At 36.2% G+C, this 15,547-nt stretch carries 11 protein-coding genes; 4 read left to right on the top strand and 7 right to left on the bottom strand.

Annotated features, from left to right (window positions below; all coding sequences use genetic code 11):
* Positions 1 to 91: 91 nt before the first annotated feature.
* Positions 92 to 730 (bottom strand): Crp/Fnr family transcriptional regulator, encoded by a 639-nt coding sequence (locus EG342_RS13795; protein WP_103293015.1) that lies wholly within the window; start codon positions 728 to 730, stop codon positions 92 to 94.
* Between the two features lie 23 nt (positions 731 to 753).
* The gene (locus EG342_RS13790) at positions 754 to 3,003 is read right to left on the bottom strand and encodes a glycoside hydrolase family 20 protein (protein ID WP_103293016.1); all 2,250 of its coding nucleotides are present in this window, start codon (positions 3,001 to 3,003) and stop codon (positions 754 to 756) included.
* Between the two features lie 191 nt (positions 3,004 to 3,194).
* On the opposite strand from EG342_RS13790, the gene EG342_RS13785 reads away from it, so the two are divergent.
* The gene (locus EG342_RS13785; RefSeq protein WP_103293017.1) at positions 3,195 to 4,028 is read left to right on the top strand and encodes a DUF4197 domain-containing protein; all 834 of its coding nucleotides are present in this window, start codon (positions 3,195 to 3,197) and stop codon (positions 4,026 to 4,028) included.
* A 334-nt stretch (positions 4,029 to 4,362) separates the two neighbouring features.
* Here the strand turns inward: EG342_RS13785 and EG342_RS13780 are convergent, their stop codons facing one another.
* Positions 4,363 to 5,016 (bottom strand): CoA transferase subunit B, encoded by a 654-nt coding sequence (locus EG342_RS13780; RefSeq protein ID WP_103293018.1) that lies wholly within the window; start codon positions 5,014 to 5,016, stop codon positions 4,363 to 4,365.
* A gap of 122 nt (positions 5,017 to 5,138) precedes the next feature.
* Between EG342_RS13780 and EG342_RS13775 the strand changes: the two genes are divergently transcribed.
* On the top strand, positions 5,139 to 6,941 hold the full coding sequence (locus EG342_RS13775) for an ABC transporter ATP-binding protein (RefSeq protein ID WP_103293019.1): 1,803 nt from the start codon (positions 5,139 to 5,141) through the stop codon (positions 6,939 to 6,941).
* A 55-nt stretch (positions 6,942 to 6,996) separates the two neighbouring features.
* Here EG342_RS13775 and EG342_RS13770 read toward each other — a convergent pair whose 3' ends face one another.
* Positions 6,997 to 7,698, bottom strand: coding sequence for a CoA transferase subunit A (locus tag EG342_RS13770; RefSeq protein WP_103293020.1), 702 nt, complete (start codon positions 7,696 to 7,698; stop codon positions 6,997 to 6,999).
* 381 nt (positions 7,699 to 8,079) lie between these two features.
* On the opposite strand from EG342_RS13770, the gene EG342_RS13765 reads away from it, so the two are divergent.
* The gene (locus tag EG342_RS13765) at positions 8,080 to 9,618 is read left to right on the top strand and encodes a toxin-antitoxin system YwqK family antitoxin (RefSeq protein WP_103293022.1); all 1,539 of its coding nucleotides are present in this window, start codon (positions 8,080 to 8,082) and stop codon (positions 9,616 to 9,618) included.
* 127 nt (positions 9,619 to 9,745) lie between these two features.
* Here the strand turns inward: EG342_RS13765 and EG342_RS13760 are convergent, their stop codons facing one another.
* The gene (locus EG342_RS13760; protein WP_103293023.1) at positions 9,746 to 12,487 is read right to left on the bottom strand and encodes a fibronectin type III domain-containing protein; all 2,742 of its coding nucleotides are present in this window, start codon (positions 12,485 to 12,487) and stop codon (positions 9,746 to 9,748) included.
* 294 nt (positions 12,488 to 12,781) lie between these two features.
* On the opposite strand from EG342_RS13760, the gene rplS reads away from it, so the two are divergent.
* Positions 12,782 to 13,138, top strand: coding sequence for a 50S ribosomal protein L19 (gene rplS / locus EG342_RS13755; RefSeq protein WP_068942389.1), 357 nt, complete (start codon positions 12,782 to 12,784; stop codon positions 13,136 to 13,138).
* 734 nt (positions 13,139 to 13,872) lie between these two features.
* Here rplS and EG342_RS13750 read toward each other — a convergent pair.
* Both EG342_RS13750 and EG342_RS13745 read right to left on the bottom strand, forming a co-directional pair.
* A complete protein-coding gene (locus tag EG342_RS13750; protein ID WP_103293024.1) occupies positions 13,873 to 14,340 on the bottom strand; it encodes an SRPBCC family protein in 468 nt (155 codons plus the stop codon).
* A gap of 406 nt (positions 14,341 to 14,746) precedes the next feature.
* Complete coding sequence (locus EG342_RS13745; protein WP_103293025.1) at positions 14,747 to 15,529, bottom strand: AraC family transcriptional regulator; 783 nt, start codon at positions 15,527 to 15,529, stop codon at positions 14,747 to 14,749.
* Positions 15,530 to 15,547: the final 18 nt, after the last annotated feature.

Raw genomic sequence — 15,547 nt, 5'->3', positions numbered from 1 at the left:
ACACAAAGTATTTTGTGAAATACTGATTATATAAAAAGGCTCCGGCAAATCGAAGATTTGCCGGAGCCTTTTTATATAACAGATGATCTTATTATGAATTGAGCGTTCTCAGAAGAAGTATTTTATTTCTTCCCAACTTCAGTTTTCCTTCTTCTTCAAGCTGCTTAAGGAGTCGGGAAACCACTACTCTTGCGGTTCCTAATTCGTTAGCAAGCTGCTCATGAGTTGTCTGTATGGTATCTGATTCTGTCAGTTCGGATTTCTTCTGAAGCAGATTCAAAAGTCTTTCGTCTACTTTTTTGAAAGCTATGGCATTGATCATATCCAGAAGTTCTTCAAAACGCTTATGATAAAGTTTGAAAATATAATCCAGCCATTCCGGATGTTCTTTGATGAATAAAGAAACCTTATCTACGGGAAGAAAAAGTATCTCTGCATCCTCTTCTACTTCGGCTTTTACGATACTTTTCTCATTGTGCATTCCTCCCAGGAAAGACATGATACAGCTTTCTCCCGCTTTAATGTAGTACAGCAGGATTTCTCTTCCATCCTCTTCTGTTCTGATCACTTTGATCATTCCTTTCATCACAATGGGAATTGAGCGAATAGAAGCATTTTCATCTAAAATAATATCACCTTCCTGGTAGTTTTTTGTTATTCCATATTGATATAACTTTTCAACAAGCTCAGGTGAAGAAGAAAATTCTGAAGAAAGTATGGTATCCGGCATTGATTGGTAAAATTCTGTTGATGCTAATTTACGCCAATTTCATCAACAAAAAGCCATGCTTTAGAATCTGCTCCCGGATTTCCGGCAGGGATTATGCCTGCATTTTCTATGATAAGCTTAATATATTTTGCGCTTTGTTTCCCAACATTTACCTGTATTTTTCCTTTAGCATTCTGAATTTCTTCTTTTCCGATTTCTTTAATCATTTTAAAATTTTTATTATCATCGGAAATAAAGATCTTCGCCGATTTGGCAAGGTGAATCCAGCTTCCTTTATTTTCAAGGGTGTTAAAATAAACCCCTGAAAAATTTGTTTTTTGTCCGAAGTCTATAGTTGCCACAACATCTTTTCCGTTAAAACCAAGCCATGTTTTTCCCAATTGTCTGGAATTTCCAATAATCCCATCCACTAAAGTTACAGCACCACCAAATGAATAATTTTCGCTTGGCTGATTTTCAAGACTTATTTTTTTACCGGTTGTTTTTGATATGGTAAATTGCTGGGAAGAAACTGAACTTTTCAACTGGCCGTTGTCAAAATAAGCTGATTTCACAGTCATCGACTTGGGAATTGAAATAGAACCCTGATATGTTTTTGAATTGATCGTTGGTTCTGATCCATCAACCGTATATCTGATACCGTTTGAGTTTTGTGAAGTCGACAGCTCATATGTAATGCCATTATTGCCCGGTACTACTTTTCCTGAAACATTGTAAATACTTTTAGCATAATTCACTCCCATTTTATCTAACACTTTGAACTGGCTGATCACTCTGTTTTCAAACTCTTTATAGTTTTTAGGATCCGATGTTCCCCATCCTACTTCTGAAAGTGCCATTAACCTTGGAAATATCATATATTGAACCTGTTTAAAATTATCAATATACTCAGTCCACAAGTTGGCCTGTACCCCTAAGATGTATTTTGCCTGCTCCTGAGTTAATTCAGCAGGAATCGGATTGTAGGAATAAACTTTATCTAATGGTGTAAAACCTCCAAAAGCATTAGGTTCTGATTGCGGATCTCCCTGATAATGGTCAAAATAACAGTATGCTCCAGGAGTCATTACCGCAAAATGTTTTGCTTTTGCAGCTTCAATACCTCCGTTCACCCCTGTCCAGCTCATTACGGCAGCATTGGGAGCTAATCCACCTTCTAAGATTTCATCCCAACCGATAATTTTCCGACCTTTACTATTGACATATTTTTCAATTCTCTGGATAAAATAGCTTTGCAAACCATGTTCGTCCTTCAAATTGTTTTTCTTTATTAATTCCTGGCAATGTGCACATTCTTTCCATCTTGTTTTCGGGCATTCATCACCCCCGATATGAATATACTGGGAAGGAAACAGCTGTATGACTTCACTCAGAACATTTTCCAGGAACTTAAATGTTTCATCTTTAGGACAAAAAACATCATCAAAAACGCCCCATTTTGTAGCCGCTTCAAAAGGACCTTTACTACATGCCAATTCAGGATAAGCTGACAATGCAGCCAACGCATGTCCCGGCATTTCTATTTCAGGAACTATAGTTATATGTCTGTCCTGAGCATATTGTATTACCTCTTTGATTTGCTCCTGAGTATAAAAGTAAGGACCATAGGGCTTTCCGTCAAAGGTGTTATCAGCATAAGCCCCTATCATGGATTCTTTGCGTTTTGAACCGATCTGAGTGAGCTTCGGATATTTTTTAATTTCAATTCTCCATCCCTGATCGTCTGTCAAATGCCAATGAAACGTATTCAGCTTATACATTGCCAAATAGTCGATATACTGCTTCACCTCATCAACTGTGAAAAAATGACGGCAAACATCCAGATGCATTCCGCGCCATGCAAATTTTGGTTGATCTTCAATTTTCAAGGCAGGAATTTTTCTATCCGACTGGTGTTCTTCAAATAATTGAATCAACGTCTGAAGCGCCAGAAAATAACCTTGCGGCGTATAAGATTGTATCTGAATCTGATTGGGAGAAATATCAAGACTATAAAATTCTTCCTTTCCGGCCGGAGCTTTAGGAAGCTTCACGTACACCAATTGTGCCTCTGATTTCTTAGAATCCTGAAATTTTACAATTGAGTTGAGACGCTTTTTTAAATATTCCGTTTCATTTTTAGGTAAATCATTATTTAACTTTAAAACATCAGGAATAATAAAATTTCCATCTTTTGTCTGTAGATTTTGAGGATAAGGGATTAATTTTTCCCTATTCTGAGAAAAAACAACATTTGAAAGCATTAAAAAAAGAGCTAAAACTGTTCGTACCATGGAAATTTGTTAACGTTTAAGCTAATATAATTAAATTTTAAAACTCTTTTATTATTTTTTTTAAAACAACAATATTTCATTCTATTTACTGTTCTTAAAATAATAAAAAACAACTATTTCTTTTATGGTTTGCTTTTTGCTAAGTGTAAGCCATTACAAAAAGAAATATTTAAATTTGTAAAAAAAATACGATGAAAAAAAGCATTTTACTAGCAGCCGGATTATTGTTTTCAATCTCAACACAGGCACAACTCCTGGACATCTTAAAGTCTACAGTTAAAAATAAAACAGGTGTTGATCTTGATAATCCCGTAAAAACAAAAGGTACCACAACTGCAACTACCACCAACCCTTCAACCTCCTCAGGAATTTCTACAACCGGTTCTAATACTTCTCCTGTTAATCTGGGAAGTCTTACTTCAACACAGATTTCATCAGGATTAAAGGAAGCTTTAAATCTTGGAGTGACTGACGGCGTAAAAAAACTGGCCTTAACAGATGGCTTTCTGAAAAATGAAGCGGTAAAGATTTTAATGCCTGAAAAACTAAGAAAAATCGATACAACATTACGTTCTATCGGTATGGGAAGTCTTGCTGATGAAGGAGTAAAATTACTAAACAGAGCTGCTGAAGATGCTGTAACGGAGGCTGCTCCAATTTTTACCAACGCTATTACTTCCATGACCATAACTGATGCTAAAAACATCTTATTAGGAACTGATAACGCAGCAACCAATTATTTACAAACCAAAACCCAGAGCCAGTTATTCACCGCTTTCCAGCCAAAAGTAAAAGCTTCGCTAGGTAAAGTAGGTGCCGATACCGTATGGAAAAATCTGATCTCAAAATACAATACGTTTACAGGGCAATCGGTAACCACTGACCTTAACGAATATGTAACTACAGAAACCATCAACGGGGTTTTTAAAATGGTTGCCCAGAAAGAAAGTGGCATCAGAAATACGCCTGCTATGAGAACGACAAGCATTTTACAGAAGGTTTTTGGAGCGCAGGATAATAAGTAAGCTATAAAAGTTAGATTGAAAAACTAACTGTTTTAATGTAAAAGACTACTTCTTGATGAAGCAGTCTTTTTTATTTATTATTTTTCTTTTGTCTTGAAACAAAAGAAACAAAAATTCAAGACTCGGATCTCTCCGCTAAAAATAAATTCTATTCTCTAAAAATTCTAAACTCGTGCGGTAAGCAATCTATATTTATTATCCGGTTTTGGACCCGCACTTCAAACACCAGAATTTTCTTAACGTTCACAGAATTGATTTTTTTAACGCTGCGAGTTCCTATGTCAATACTAATCCATTAAAAAAAACCTGGTCAGTGACAAGGTTTTAATTTTATTTAAAATTGCATTTCAGGAATTTCACCTTCAATGATCAGATCTGCTTCTGTAGAGTTGATGATATGTTCAACCGAAACTCCCGGTGCTCTTTCCACCAATTTGAATCCTTCCGGAGTAACATCCAATACCGCTAATTCAGTAACCACTCTTTTTACACAATTGACGCCTGTAAGCGGAAGGGTACATTTTTTAAGAATTTTACTTTCTCCTGCTTTATTTACATGCATCATGGCAACGATAATATTTTCCGCAGAAGCTACCAGATCCATTGCTCCTCCCATTCCTTTCACCATTTTTCCTGGAATTTTCCAGTTGGCAATATCTCCCTTTTCTGAAACTTCCATGGCGCCAAGGATGGTAAGGTCTACCTTTTGTCCGCGAATCATCCCAAAGCTGAATGCTGAATCAAAAAATGATCCTCCGGGCAGAATGGTAATCGTTTGTTTTCCTGCATTAATGATATCTGCATCTTCTTCTCCTTCGAAAGGAAAAGGTCCCATTCCAAGGACTCCGTTTTCACTTTGGAATTCTACGGAGATACCTTCCGGTACATAATTGGCAACCAAAGTAGGAATACCGATTCCCAGGTTTACATAATAACGATCTTTCAGTTCTTTTGAAATTCTTTTGGCAATTTGTTCTTTTGTAAGCATAATAAAAACTTAGACTGCAATTTAATTATTTTCAACTGAATATAAAAGGGCTTTGTCGTAGATAACAATTAACACTGTTAGTTAAAATAATATCTGTAATTTTGCCTCATTATTTTAACAGAATGAAAATACTTTTTAAATATCTTAAACCTTATCAGTGGCTGATTGCTATTTCTTTATTTTTGGCCACTATCAATCAGGTTTTTTCTTTATTTGCTCCGGCTATTACAGGAAATATCCTGGATCAGCTGGTTACGCATCCTAACTTTTTTGATAAGGAAAAGCTTTTATCAAGAAATCTGAATGAATATTTATACGGAACCGGTGTATATCACGGGGCTTTTTATTTTTTAGGACTGCTTATCGGAACAGCCATGATAAGCCGTATTGCCAAAGCTTTTCAGGATTATGTGGTAAGTGTGATTACCCAGAAGTTTGGGGCTAAAATCTTTACAGATGGTTTGCAACATTCCATGGCATTGCCATACCAGGAATTTGAAGATCAGAGAAGTGGTGAAACCTTGTCTATTTTAACCAAAGTAAGAGAAGATACGGTAAAGTTTATTACTAATTTTATTAATATATTTTTCGGAATTCTGGTAAGTATTATTTTCGTTTCTGTATATGCAATCCGCTTACATTGGTCTATTATGCCGGTGTATATCTGTGGTATTTTTTTGATTGCCTTTGTGACCAATTTACTGAGCAAGAGAATAAAAGTCATTCAGAAAAACATTGTTTCGGAAACAACGGCATTAGCTGGAAGTACTACGGAAAGTTTGAGAAATATCGAAATTGTTAAAAGTTTGGGATTAACCAAACAGGAAGTTATCCGTCTCAATAATAATACGTATAAGATTCTTGGACTTGAGCTTAGAAAGGTGAAAAGTATCCGTTCTCTAAGTTTTATTCAGGGAACGATGGTTAATTTTCTTCAGCAGATGATTACCTTAACTCTTTTATTTTTAATTTTCAAAAACATTGTGACTCCCGGTCAATATCTGTCCCTTATGTTCTATGGATTTTTCATTTTCGGGCCTATGCAGGAAATCGGGAATATTATCATTTCTTACCGTGAGGCTGAAGCGTCCCTTTTTAATTTTGACCGATTAATGAAGAAGGAAGTGGAGGAAAAACCATTACATCCAAAACAAATCGGAGCGATCGAAGAACTGGAATTTAAAAATGTTTCTTTTAAACATCAGTCGGCTCAGTATAAGGCTTTAAATAATATTTCTTTTGACGTTAAAAATGGAGAAACCATAGCTTTCGTAGGACCAAGCGGCTCAGGAAAAAGTACCCTGGTTAAATTACTGGTAGGACTTTACCGGCCTCAGGAAGGAAATATACTTTATAATACCATCGATGGGAAAGAGTTTGATTTTGATGAACTGAGAAATCAGATTGGTTTTGTGACTCAGGATACTCAGCTTTTTGCAGGAACGATTAAGGAGAATCTTCTTTTTGTAAACCCTAAGGCTACAGAGCAGGAACTGGCCATCGCTTTACGGAAATCAAGCTGTACCGGATTATTGGAAAGGGCAGAAAAAGGAATAGAAACAGTGATCGGCGAAGGAGGCTTGAAGTTAAGTGGTGGTGAAAAGCAAAGAATTGCCATTGCCCGTGCACTTTTAAGGAAACCTCATCTATTAATCTTCGACGAAGCTACCTCAGCCTTAGACAGTATTACTGAAGAGGAAATAACAACTACTATAAAAGACATCTCCAGGGAAAGAGAACAAATAACGGTGCTTATTGCCCATCGATTGAGTACTATTATGCATGCTGATAAAATCTATGTTCTTGAACGTGGACAAGTCATAGAAACAGGATCCCATGTTAATTTAATTGCTGAAAAAGGATTGTATTATGCCATGTGGCGACAACAAATCGGAGAAAGAAAAACACTTACTCCACAGGAATAAACAAAGCGCTGAATATGAATTCAGCGCTTTGTTTTTATTTAAATATTTTTTAACCTTATTCTTTAGTTCGAACTGTTCTCTGCTCGATTCTTTTTTCAAATTTTTCTCCCTGGAAGATTCTCTGGATCATAATCCCCGGGATATGAATTTCGTTGGGATCTAATTCTCCCGGAGCTACCAGTTCTTCTACTTCAGCAATGGTAATTTTTGCAGCACCAGCCATCGGATGGTTGAAGTTTCGGGCAGATCCTTTAAATATAAGGTTTCCTGCATGGTCTCCTTTCCAGGCTTTTACGATAGAGAAATCTGCATCGTAGGCATGTTCTAAAATATGAGGTTTTCCTTTAAATTCTTTAACTTCTTTTTCTTCTGCAATTTCAGTTCCATACCCTGCCGGTGTATAAAAAGCGGGAATTCCAGCCTGAGCGGCTCTGCATTTTTCTGCTAAAGTCCCTTGTGGAGTTAATTCAACATCCAGTTCACCGGAAAGCATTTGTCTTTCAAATTCTGCATTTTCTCCTACGTAGGAAGAAATCATTTTTTTTATTTGTCTTTTGTGAAGAAGCAGTCCTAGTCCGAAATCATCTACTCCGGCATTGTTTGAAATGCAGGTCAAATCTTTCACATCACTTTCCACCAAGGCATTAATTGAGTTTTCAGGAATACCACAAAGGCCAAATCCGCCAAGCATCAGCGTCATTCCATCATTAATTCCGTCGATGGCTTCCTTTGCATTTTTTACTCTTTTATCTATCATGATAATATTAGATTTTCTATTGCCTAAATTTAATAAATTTTCTTTGATATCCTATGATCAGAAATAATCCCGAAAAGAGAGCATTAATAAAACATCATACTTCAATATTTAAAAGTCTTATAATCAAAATATTAATCACAAAAATGAACAAGTCTGTTCATTTTTTTATATATTTCTCATCAAATAGACTTATATTTGAGCCTCCAAATCGAAAAACTCTTACCTATTTTCAGTCTTTGGAAGTAATTTATTTTAAACACAATATTAATGTAAAAGTTATTTTGCAGCGATTAATTCCTGCTCTTCTTCTTTTGGCTGTTCATGGTCATCAACTTTCAATATAAAAAAACCAAATAATTCAGAACATAAAAATCAAACTTAATGAAAAAATTACTTACGTCGGCGTTACTTGCATTAGTACTCAGTATCAACGTATATGCACAGGAAAAAACTTATTTTGATGAGAACTGGGAAAAGACGACCCAGGATAAAATGGAATATTATCGTGAAACTTCCCCTAAGGGTAAACTCACTCTGATCAAAGATTTTTACAAAGACGGAAAGCTCCAAATGGAAGGTCTAGCTTCCGACACAACCCCAAACAATGAAGTTTTTGACGGTAAAGTAACGTGGTACACTCCTGAAGGAAAGATAATAAGTGCTACAACATTTTCCAATGGCAAACAGCTTGGCTCTTCCCAATCTTACGATGCCGCTGGGAAACTGTTAGAAGATATGGTTTATAAAGCTGATGGCACTTTCAGTGGAAAATCTTTCGGCTATAAAGATCCCGAAAACGAATATTATTACAACAGTATTACTACTTATGAAAATTCTTCACCAGTAAAAACAACTATCTATGATGAAGATATTAAAGGGATTCGTTATGAAACGATCATGGGCAAAGACAGCAACTACGAAACCAAATACTACGGTGAAAAAGGAAAATATCTTGGTAGTTCTACTTCAGCATCAGACAGTGAAAGTACTCTGGTCGAGTATTATTACAATCCGATGAGAGTTTCTAAACTCGAAAAACATAAGAGTGACGGCAGTATAAAAGAAGGGGTAATATACAGCAAGAACGGAAAGGTTTTACAGGAGCAGAAAAGGAATAAAAAAGACGGCTATAAAACAACCTATGACGAGGCTGGAAAAAAGCTAGGACATCTTGTATATCAGTATGACAAGGCAAATGATACCTACAGCCCAATGGATGGTGAAGATTATCAGCTTAATTATGAGAATACTTTGGTTTCATCAATTGATATCTACAAAAGCGGTTCGATTGTAACTAGTAAATATTTTGATGAAGATGGAAAACTTTCAAGTGAAACATTCTTAAAAGACGGCTCAACTCAGGAGATTAAATATTATACTCCCGATGGAAAATTAAAATCAACACTAACGTATAAAGATGATCTTCCTTTCAATGGTACTGCTTATGAAGGGCAAAATGAAAGACAATTTAAAGATGGCGTTTTAGTCAACTTAAAAGCTTATTCTGAGGAAAAAAAGCTCAAATCGGAGAAAAAATTAAATGCTAAACAAGATGCCTACGACGGTACTATTTATGATCATAAAGGAGTAATTCTATACACCTTTAATCAGCCGGTAAGTGAGGATGGAAATGATGATTACAGCTTTACAGCGCAGGTTGTGCAATATGTAAAGGGGAAACCGGTGAATAAAGCCTCTGTAAAAGAAGGTATTCTTCAAAGCGGAAAAATCAAATTAAAAACAGCCAATGGCTCTAAGGAAATTGAACGAAGCGGAAAATGGGTTATGCTAAAGGTATATAATGCAGACGGAAAACTGATGCAGGATACGAAGATCCTTGGAGATGCCGGCAACGATCTGTTCTATGATGAAAACCCAACTTACATTCTGGAAGAGCATTTACATTCTGACTTTGATTAAAAGACAATCATTATAATAACTAAAGCAACTTCATTTTTTGAGGTTGCTTTTTTCTTAATGATCATCGGATCATCATAAAAAAGACCGTCATTGCTGACGGCCTCTGATTTTTATATTCAATTTACTATTACTGAATAATCAGTTTTAATGTAAACAGCTTTCTTGCATGAACTTTCACGAAGTATACTCCTTTCGGAAGATTTTCGTTCACCAAAGAGAAACGCTGATTATTGATATTTTTTGATTCGTAAAGCAAATCTCCCGTTGCGGATACCAATTCAATTTTCTCAATCGGATAATCACTTTTGATAAATGTCGGCTCGCCCGGTTTCGTAGGGTTTGGATATAATATTACATTTTTCTCTGTACTTTTTGATGTTTCATCTGTTCCTAAAGTGGATGTCACCTGAAACTGTACTCTGTTGGAAACCTCTGTATAAGAATCATTAGTAAACATCACCATGTAGTAATTTCCCGGTGTTGTTGGTATCGCCGTTCCCTGAATAGTTTTCGTTCCTTGTGTCACTCCGTCAAAATAAGTATAAGAAACAAAATTATCATCCGGTACCGGAACATTCTGAGGATAAATTCCCAGCCAGTCTTTGATAATTCCCGGAGAATCTGTCCATGAAGCGGTAATATTTTCACCTAATGTATAAATCGGCTTATTCGTCCATAATTCGGTAACGATATCTCCTACTTTAAAGAAAACTTTATTTCCAATTCCGTTATAACCGTCTTCAAGCAAGTATTGAGCATAGTAATATCCTTTTGGAAGTCCCGTAAAATTAAGTGTTCCTGATGCTGCATTAACGTAACTCCATTTGATAGAAGGTGTAGGTCCCGGAGTTTGCCCCATTTTATAAATTCCTATCCAGTCTTTCTGCAGATTAGGACCATCAGTGAAATTGATCGTCACTGTTCCGCCTACCGGATAAGTATCTGCGGTTGCGATCAGCTTGACATTCGGTCCTACATAGAAACTTTTTCTTGGAGCAATTTCCGTGTATCCGTTATTGGCAAAGAATCCGGCAAAATATTGTCCTTTATTAGCCAATCCGTTGGCAAAGGCGGCAGTACCGGCTGTTTGTCCGTTGGTATAAACATATCCCTGAGAAGTAACAGAAGCACTTGGTGTTTGTCCTTTTTTATAGATTCCTACCCAGTCCTGCTGATTTCCAGGACCTCCAGTATACGTAGCTGTGATCTGTTCATTTTGAAGATATTCAGTCTTATCTAACGCAAATGTAGGATTGGACACAATACTTCCTGTGATTTCAAATTGCTTTACATCACTCCAGTCACTCCATTCCAGGTTTCTGTCTCTGTATCGCACTTTTACATAATAAATTCCGTTTGTAATAGAATTGTTTGGTAAACTGGCTTTGGTAATATCTACGCCGGCATTTAAATTCTTTGCTACATCCGGATTTCCATTTCCATCCTGGCCGAACCAGTTTTCAAAATCGCGGTAAAATTCTTTTTCAATAACAGAAAAATCTGCCGCTTTACTGATCAGGAATTGGGTTGTATTCAACAATTCTCCGTTTGAAGATGAGAATGTGCTTCCATTCAAGGTCAACGGCAAAGTAGTTGTGCCTGAGAATGTATTGGTAATAGATGGTTTTGCCGGTTTTGGCTGATTTTTATACCTGTGGAAAGAATCAATCAACACATTGTTTTTCTTGGTATACTTTCCACCGATCGAATAACATTCGATATCTACTTTTCCTGTCGGAATATCTACTTCAACAATCTGATACGTCCAGTCTGTCAATGTTTTCTGTACATCATCGAAATCCTTCTCATTAGACATTCCCCAATACTGGTCCCACGCCGTTCCACCCGAAATAATCTGGTAATTGGGTGTATCTTTCAGCTGGCCTCTGTGATACAGGTGATGGTGAGCTCCTACGTGCATCAAATATTTATCGGAATTCATTAACATGGGTACTGCGGTTTCTCTCACCCATGTAGAAATATCTCCTACATATTGTTCTGCCTGGTACGGTCTGTGGCTTAAAGAAATAATCCAGCCTACTGTTGGGTCATTATTAGCCTCGTCTAAAATCTGTTGAAGCCACAATTTCTGAGCCGGCCCTGTATGCTCAGAACTTAAACTTATAAACAATACATTTCCTGCCTGCTGGGCATAGTAATTTTCATTTCCGGAACTGATGTTTTTATATTTAATTTCATCAATATAAAAGTGAGCATAATAAGAATTCATCCCTAAAGTCCCATAAGTCTCATGATTTCCTACCGTAGTCTGAATAGGCAAATAAGGCGATAACTTAATATTCTTTTTAAAATGAACATTTTCATAATGATCCAGTGTACCGACGTCTACCTGATCACCCACCATAAAAGTAAGTGCAATATTATCGGAAGGATCTGTATTGGCACCGAACTTTTCCTTTAACTTTTTATAAGCATTTAAAGTCAGCGTATCATACCTCGGCTCTGCTTTGATCTGATTGTCTCCCATAATCAGGAAACGAATCTTCCCGTTGGCAGTTACAGCCTGTCCCGGCAAAGGAAGTGTTCTGAAATTGTACACTGCAGATTCACTGGTTCCGGTTTTAATCTTATAATAATACTTGGTATTAGGCTGTAGATTGGTCACCTTCGCCGTATGGTAATAATAGTTATTATTGTATCCGGTATCCGAAAAGATATTGGTGGTTCCGGTTACTGTAACATTCAGATTCGTGGGAGAATCTCCGTAGATCACAGTGGTTTCATTATTGGAAGCGGTCTTCCAGTTCACGATCATAGAGTTCGGGGTCGGGTTTTGCAGATAAGGGAACAAAACCTGTCCGAAAGCCATCTGGACCGCGAAACAAAAAAAGAAGAAATAATGTTTCATAAAAGCTTTATTTTAAATAGTGTGTATTGAGTTTCGAATTGCAAATCAGGAATTTAAAAATCACTATCCTGATTTTTATTTCGGGCAAAAGTATGCTTCTCATATAAACTCTACCTGATGGAAACTTAACGAAACTGTTAATTTTTTAACAAAACCGGAATGAAAAAATTATAGTTTTTAGTACATTAATTATTTGGTAGTTTCAAAAACTATTTTGTACATTTGCAACCTGTTATTCAACCTCTGACGAAGAACGTGTAAGTTGCTTAGCTTTAACATTTTATTTTATTAATAATGGATTTATTAAAGTACGTACAAGACAAGTACATTGCGAAAAAAGAATTCCCTGAATTCAAAGCAGGTGATACAATTACTGTGTATTACGAAATTAAAGAAGGACAAAAAACAAGAACTCAGTTCTTCAAAGGAACAGTTATCCAATTAAGAGGTACTGGTTCTACAAAAACTTTTACCATCAGAAAAATGAGTGGTGATGTAGGTGTAGAAAGAGTATTCCCTATTAACTTACCTGCTCTTCAAAAAATTGAAGTTGACAGAAGAGGTAGAGTTAGAAGAGCTAGAATTTACTACTTCAGAGACCTTAGAGGTAAAAAAGCAAGAATCAAAGACGCTGCTTACAAGAAGAAATAATTCAGACAACAATAAATACAAAAAGAGGCTGTTTACCACGTGTAGACAGCTTCTTTTTTATAAGTAATGGGCAATGAGTAATGAATAATATCTGCTGGTGTATTTTTCAATTAAATAATATTCAGGAGCTTTATCGCGCTATCCACTCATACTCCTCGCGCCGGGTACTCCAACACTAATGCCTTCAAACCCCTTCCACGCCTGCTGCGGGGTAACCGTTACTATCGCGGCTAAGGGTATAAGTAATAACTCACTGTAATTTCGCCAAAGGAGATGAGTAATATTCTATATACAGGTTTTATAACATAGCTTTGTATTTCCTACAAATTTTGTCATACTGTTAATGTAGAATATTTTTCTTTTATTTCACTTATACTTTTGTCTTGAAACAAAAGTGTACAAAAGTTCAAGACTGAAATTATCCGCAAAAAAATTTAAATGTACTCCTGAAATCTCCAAACTCGCATGGATCATCATTGCTGCTTCGATTCAAAATGCAAGCCATGCTCAAACAGTGGAAATTTTTTAACGGATGACGTTCAAATTTTCTTAACGCTCCTAATTCCTAAGTCGATTGAGGAGCCTGCTTACTTCTATTTCCAAGCATCTGCGAAAATCTGTGTCATCTGTGGTTAATAGCATGAGTAATAAGTAATAGGCAATATTATATATATTAGCTTTACATCTTAATATTTCTTATTATAATTTTTGAATACTCATTTTAGAATATAATATTATTCCTTGTATGGGGCACCTTTTCCACTTTCCAGGAGGAGTTTCAGGCTATCCAGGAATTGCACCCAGCCATTGGAACAGATATTATAACATTCAATATCGGGGTTTAAACCGATATGGGTAACCTTTATTTGTGTATTTCTGCTGGTTTGCTTAATCTCCCAAACGACGGTTGTTCCAATCCATTCTGTCTGATTTTTTAATTCAGGAAGAGCTATCAAAGAATCTATAACATCCCACACTATTTTTGAACCGGATATCAGTTCCTTTACCTGCATCGTTTTGTGAATTTTAGCGCCGAATCTGATTGTGAACTGATCACCGATATGCAAAGATGATCCTTCAAACATTTCCGTCCACCAAAGAGGAATTTCACGAGTTAAAGCCTGGTAAACTTTATCTGTTGTAGCTCTAACTTCAATGGTATGGGTATAATTTTGTGTATTATTTTCGTTCATGGTTTTCATAAAAGATGGTATTTGGTCATACAATTTTATGAAAATTATTTATCAGCAGGCTTTGCATAAGGCAAGAAAACCTATTTGATTTTCATATCTATACTTTTGCCTTGAAGCAAAAGTATACAAAAATTCAAGACTGGAATCATACGCTAAAAATTTACATTTACTCCTAAAATTCCCAAACTCGCATGGATCATTATTGCTGCTTCGAATCAAAATGCAAGCCATGCTCAAACAATGGGAATTTTTTAACGGATTAAATATAAATTTTCTTCACGCTCCTGATTCCTAAGTCAATAAAGCGTTTAATACTCCCTACCAATCATAATAAACAATCTTGGAAAAATAAAATTCATCTTTAATACTCTTAAAATCTTAATCAATCTTAATGGTTCAAAATATTCTGTTGATTTCACTCATTTTTCATTAGATACTGTAAAGGAGTGGATCCCGTATGTTTTTTGAAAAACTCAATAAAAGCACTGTCTGAGGAGAAATCTAAGATGTACGCTACTTCCCCTATTGAATTTCCTTCTACCAGCAGCTCAATTGATCTCTGAAGACGCCATTGCTGTCTCCAATCCTGATAAGATAATCCGGTTTCTTTCTTAAAAATACGACTGATTGTTTTCTCCACCGCCCCACTCTCTTCAGCCAGTTTTTTCAGCATAGGCGGCATAGAAAGTCGTGTCGTCCATTCTTCTGCAGCTTTTTTAAAACGCCTGTCTTCCGGCATCTTAAGCGCTAATTTTTCTTCCCGGGCACCATTCATTTCATTCCAGAACACCTTTAAAATATTTTCCTGATTGCGATCCGGAGCCGACCAATCCCAAAAACAAATCCTTTCAATAATCTCTTTCAATAACGGATTTACATGCAGGACTTTAAGACTCGAGTTCATATATTTCTCTGCATAATCAGTATCAAAATAAATCGATCTGTAGGCTACAATATTCCGGAAATTAACCCTATGAATTTCATTAGAAGGGATCCAAAGCATCCTGAACGGAGGTAATACAAACTGCCTGTCTGAGGTCGTAACAGTCATACAGCCGGATGGTGCGTACAACAGTTGTGCCTTCCGCCTATGTAAATGAAACCCGGAATCATGCATCACCATATCAGAAGCAATTCCTATCACTTTTTTTTTAAGATTATCAGCTTCAAATTCTTCAGACTGCTGTAATATAGCCATGTCCTATTTTTGATATTT

The sequence above is a fragment of the Chryseobacterium lactis genome, assembly GCF_003815875.1.
Lineage (GTDB): Bacteria > Bacteroidota > Bacteroidia > Flavobacteriales > Weeksellaceae > Chryseobacterium > Chryseobacterium lactis.
Note: the sequence above shows the minus strand (reverse complement) of the source record. Positions and strands in the feature narration are given on the sequence as shown.

Excerpts from the sequence above, each read along its gene's own strand:
- EG342_RS13795 (WP_103293015.1), bottom strand. The coding sequence starts at position 730 with ATGCCGGATACCATACTTTCTTCAGAATTTTCTTCTTCACCTGAGCTT.
- EG342_RS13790 (WP_103293016.1), bottom strand. The coding sequence starts at position 3,003 with ATGGTACGAACAGTTTTAGCTCTTTTTTTAATGCTTTCAAATGTTGTT.
- EG342_RS13785 (WP_103293017.1), top strand. The coding sequence starts at position 3,195 with ATGAAAAAAAGCATTTTACTAGCAGCCGGATTATTGTTTTCAATCTCA.
- EG342_RS13780 (WP_103293018.1), bottom strand. The coding sequence starts at position 5,016 with ATGCTTACAAAAGAACAAATTGCCAAAAGAATTTCAAAAGAACTGAAA.
- EG342_RS13775 (WP_103293019.1), top strand. The coding sequence starts at position 5,139 with ATGAAAATACTTTTTAAATATCTTAAACCTTATCAGTGGCTGATTGCT.
- EG342_RS13770 (WP_103293020.1), bottom strand. The coding sequence starts at position 7,698 with ATGATAGATAAAAGAGTAAAAAATGCAAAGGAAGCCATCGACGGAATT.
- EG342_RS13765 (WP_103293022.1), top strand. The coding sequence starts at position 8,080 with ATGAAAAAATTACTTACGTCGGCGTTACTTGCATTAGTACTCAGTATC.
- EG342_RS13760 (WP_103293023.1), bottom strand. The coding sequence starts at position 12,487 with ATGAAACATTATTTCTTCTTTTTTTGTTTCGCGGTCCAGATGGCTTTC.
- rplS (WP_068942389.1), top strand. The coding sequence starts at position 12,782 with ATGGATTTATTAAAGTACGTACAAGACAAGTACATTGCGAAAAAAGAA.
- EG342_RS13750 (WP_103293024.1), bottom strand. The coding sequence starts at position 14,340 with ATGAAAACCATGAACGAAAATAATACACAAAATTATACCCATACCATT.
- EG342_RS13745 (WP_103293025.1), bottom strand. The coding sequence starts at position 15,529 with ATGGCTATATTACAGCAGTCTGAAGAATTTGAAGCTGATAATCTTAAA.